The following is a 4,009-nucleotide window of genomic DNA, read 5'->3' on the forward strand; positions in this document are numbered from 1 at the left end:
ACTCCGCACCGCTCCTCGGCGGCGGGCGCGGCCCCGACGGGGCCGATCTTCTCGCGCGGCGCGGCCACACCAGGTCGTCAGCCATCCTGCCGATCCTCGACGGCCTGGACGAGCTTCCCGGCCCGGCGCGGGCCAAGGTGATCATCACTCTCAACCGGACGCTCGCCGAAGGCGACCAGGTGATCGTCACTTCCCGGACCACCGAGTACGCCGACGCGGTGAAGTCCGCGAAACGCGTGCTGAAGGCCGCGGCCGTCATCGCGCCCATGGCGCTGTCACGGGAGGTCGCGGTCGGCTACCTCGCGGACGACCTGCCGCCGAACCCTCCGTACACCTGGGAGGAGACGTTGCGCGCGCTGGGTCGGGCACGGCTCCGGCACTCGCCTCGGTGACCAAGACCGCGCTCGGACTGTGGCTGATCCGCACCGTCTACATCGGCAGGGACGCCGACCCCGCCCCCTTGCTCACCGTCTACCGCGACGACGTCGCCGCGCTGCGCGCGCACCTGCTGGACAACCTGATCGGAGCCCTCCTCGACCGGCCGCCCGCACAGGACCGCCCGCCCGCACAGGACCGCTTCCGGCCGCGCCGGTCCTGGGACCCGGATCAGGTGCGCAGGTGCCTGACTTACCTAGCCGTGCTGTCGGCGAGGCACGGTACCCGTGACCTGGGCTGGTGGCAGATCACCCGATGGGCGGCGGAACGTCCCGATCAGCGGCTCAGCGTGCCGGTCAGATCCTTGGCCACCTTGTGGACCGGCATCGTGCTCGGGCTGCCGGCCATGCTCGCGGCCCTCCTGAGCGGCAGGCCCGTGCTCGGACTCGCCCTGGGCCTCACGTTCGGGCTGGCGAGCGCGACGTACGGCTCCGGAACGCCGGTCTTCTCCCGCCTGGAGCTGCCCGGCCGGCTGGCCGCCCTCATCACCGAGCAACGTCCGAACGTGCGGCTGGCCATGCTCACCCTACCCACCCTCGGCCTGCCGACGGGAGTGGTGGTCGGGGCCACGAACGGCGTGGCGGCCGGGCTCGCCACAGGCGCGATCATGACCATCATGACCTGGCTCGGGCTCGCCCTCCAGCGTCCCCCCGAACCATCGGAGGAGCGGCTGCCACGGTTCACCGCCGCCCGCACCCCCATGTCCACCTGGAAGGTCAACCGGGCTCTGATCGGCGTCCGGCTCATGACCGGTCTCGCACTCGGCGCCGCGGTCATGCTCGGCGCCGACTGGATGATCGCGCAGCTCGGCCGGGGGACGGCGGACCTGTGGAGCAATCTCGGGCTGGGGATGGCCCTCGGAAGCTGCTTCGGGATGGTGCGACGCCCACGGCAGGCGTGGCTGATGTCCACGATCACCGTACTCCTCCTGGCCCCGACCGGCCGCCTGCCGCTGCGCATGATGGCCTTCCTCGACGACATGCACAAGCTCGGCCTGCTCCGCGCCGTCGGCCCCCTCTACCAGTTCCGGCACGCCGAACTCCAGGACCACCTCGCAAGCAGCCCCAAGAAAGCCGGCCCCCCACCGGTCACCTCGCCGCCGAGCTGACGCTCCTCCTCACCGCAACCCTCAGCCGCACTCGACAGACGCCAACAGGCCCAGACGCCGGCTATCGGGGGTGACGCCGTGCTCGTCTGCAAGGCTGTCATGCCCATTTCGGGCAGGCTGTGCCAGCCGATGGGGTCCTCTCTTCGCTGCAGTCGGCACACTCACAGCCGTTGGGCGGATATGCGTGTAAGGCACCCGAACGTCTAACAGTCACTCGGTCGTGGCAATCGAACTAAAAGCGCTAGTAGATTTGCCCTATCAAGAAACACCCCTCAAAAGGAGACAGTTATTTCTTGACTGGCATCACCATCCATCGGATGCTGGGGCTTGCCCTGATGCTCCAGCTTGGAGGGAACGCCTCGTGCAGAACGATGTCACGCGAGCTCACTACGACAGCCTCGCTGACAGGTACGACGAGAACTGGGCATACAGTCCAAATTTCATCCAATGGATGACCGGAAATATTCTCGACCGGCTTCGGATCGGCCCGGGTCATCGTGTGCTGGATGTCGGTGGGGGAACCGGGCTTTACGCGCGCAGGCTTGCCGAGCACGCCGACGCTGTGGTCTGCGCCGACCCGTCCACCTCAATGTTGGACCAGATTTCCCCCCATCAGCGTTTGATCCCGCTGCACGCCGCAGCGGAAGATCTTGCCGAAGGGCGTGCGGAGCTCCCGTATGACAGCTACGACTCCATCCTTATCAAGGAAGTGATCCACCACGTCGGCGATCCTCCCCGTGTCCTTGACGGTCTTGCCCGCCTCTTGCGACCCGGCGGGCGGATGCTCGTGGTCATGTTGCCTACGGTCATCGCCTACCCGCTGTTCGCCGCCGCGCTGAAGCTCTTCAAGGACCGGCAACCCGACCCCTCGAAGGTCGCCGCGGCAATGAGGAGTAGTGGGCTCACCTCCGAACTGACCTACGACGAGTTCATGCTCACCTTCAGTACAGAGCGCTACGTGCAAATGGTCCGCAACCGATACATGTCTCTGTTGTCCAGCTTTGACGACACTGGGATCGAACAGGGCATCGCGGAGATTCATCGCAGGCATCCTGGCTCCGAGTTGCGGTTCCCGGACCGATTCGCCTTCGTGCTCGGGGCGAAAGCGTGAGCAGCGTGGAGTTCGACACCCGTCTCTACCAGCTGCGCAATGAGCTGGACGACCACTCCCGTGTCGCCCGCCATCTCGGGCTGGATTTCGAACGTCCGATCAAGTCGCTCGGCGATGGGTATCCGGAGAACACGATCGCCCTGGTCGGGAAGATCACCGAGCGTATCCTCAAGCAGCTCTGGAGGTATCACAACGTCCCCGGCGATCCCGGCGGCAAGGCGCTGAGCGAGCTGATCAAGGGCGCTCAGCCGCATATCCGCAGCAGTGTCGTCATCGACTCGCTCCGTGACATCCAGCGTCTACGCAACCGTTCCACTCACGACGGTTACCACGTCGCCGACGAAGACGGGCTGACCGCAGTCCGCCGGTTGCTCGATGTGCTGGCCTGGTTCAGCAGCACGGGCAGCGGCATCCTGACCGGGGATATGCCCAAGCTCTCCCCCGATGTAGCGCTGAAGGCCGAGTTCCTCGCCGGGCTCTACCTGACCCTGGACTACAAGCCGGTCAAGCGCTTCGAGCTGTCCCGCAATACCATCTACCAGCTCTTCTTCCGCGAGCGAGGGCTGCGAAGCGAGTACGTCGAACTGCTGCTCAGTAAGAACGTCGATGATGTGACCCAGGTCTTGGACGCCACCGGCGGCGATCTGTTACAGACGCAACTGCCGAAGCTCACCCGGTTCCTGATCCTGGAGGAGAACGGTGTCCACGTGGCTCCGAGCCCGCTGGGCAGCGATTACCGGGTCGTCACGTACGACCGCTTCATGGATGCCTTCGTCGATCTGGACCGGCATCTGGCAGACGTCTCCAACGCCTATCCGGGGTTGCTCGACGCGGCGAGCATGGCGATCTCCGGCGATCTGCTCACCACGAACGAGCGCACCGGCGAGCAGCGGATCTCCCGCGTTGGGGCCGCCGACCGGTTGGTGGACGAGGTCGCGTCGTCCGGGGGGAACCTGCTCATCGTCGGCCGTTCCGGAAGCGGGAAGTCGACGCTGCTGAAGCGATTGGTAGCCGGATCGGCGACGGCGAGCCGACGCCGCTACCGCTTCTACTTCGACATGAGCCTGAAGAGGCGGGACGAGGAGTTCCGAGAGTTCGTCACCCGTACGCTCGCGCCCTACATGGCCGTCGAGAGTTCGTACGTCTTCGACGTCTTCCAGTACTTCGCGCGTTCGGGGTCGGTGGCGTGCGCCCTGGACGGAATCGACGAGGCGGTGCCGTCGATGACGTTGCAGGGGTTCCTGGAGCTGTTCACCGAGTCCCTCTCTGTCAGACTCTTGTGAGACATAGGACGAATGAGTCCTCATGATGTGAAACAGAGCTAGACAGGACGATCGAGACAGTGACGATGACCC

At 65.7% G+C, this 4,009-nt stretch carries 3 protein-coding genes and 1 pseudogene; all 4 read left to right on the plus strand.

The window, feature by feature from the left end:
- Nucleotides 1-392 (plus strand): annotated as a pseudogene (locus AB0B89_RS35240) (hypothetical protein); the annotation flags it as partial.
- The gene (locus AB0B89_RS35245) at nt 389-1,543 is read left to right on the plus strand and encodes a hypothetical protein (RefSeq protein WP_358561767.1); all 1,155 of its coding nucleotides are present in this window, start codon (nt 389-391) and stop codon (nt 1,541-1,543) included. The pseudogene AB0B89_RS35240 and the gene AB0B89_RS35245, both read left to right, overlap by 4 nt.
- A gap of 361 nt (nt 1,544-1,904) precedes the next feature.
- Nucleotides 1,905-2,654 carry a methyltransferase domain-containing protein gene (locus AB0B89_RS35250; protein WP_358561770.1) on the plus strand — a complete coding sequence of 250 codons (750 nt, stop codon included), beginning with the start codon at nt 1,905-1,907 and terminating at the stop codon, nt 2,652-2,654.
- Nucleotides 2,651-3,937, plus strand: coding sequence for an ATP-binding protein (locus AB0B89_RS35255; protein WP_358561773.1), 1,287 nt, complete (start codon nt 2,651-2,653; stop codon nt 3,935-3,937). The genes AB0B89_RS35250 and AB0B89_RS35255 overlap by 4 nt, the downstream gene beginning before the upstream one ends.
- Nucleotides 3,938-4,009 lie beyond the last annotated feature (72 nt).

The sequence above is a fragment of the Sphaerisporangium sp. NPDC049002 genome, from assembly GCF_040649355.1.
Taxonomy (GTDB): Bacteria; Actinomycetota; Actinomycetes; order Streptosporangiales; family Streptosporangiaceae; genus Sphaerisporangium.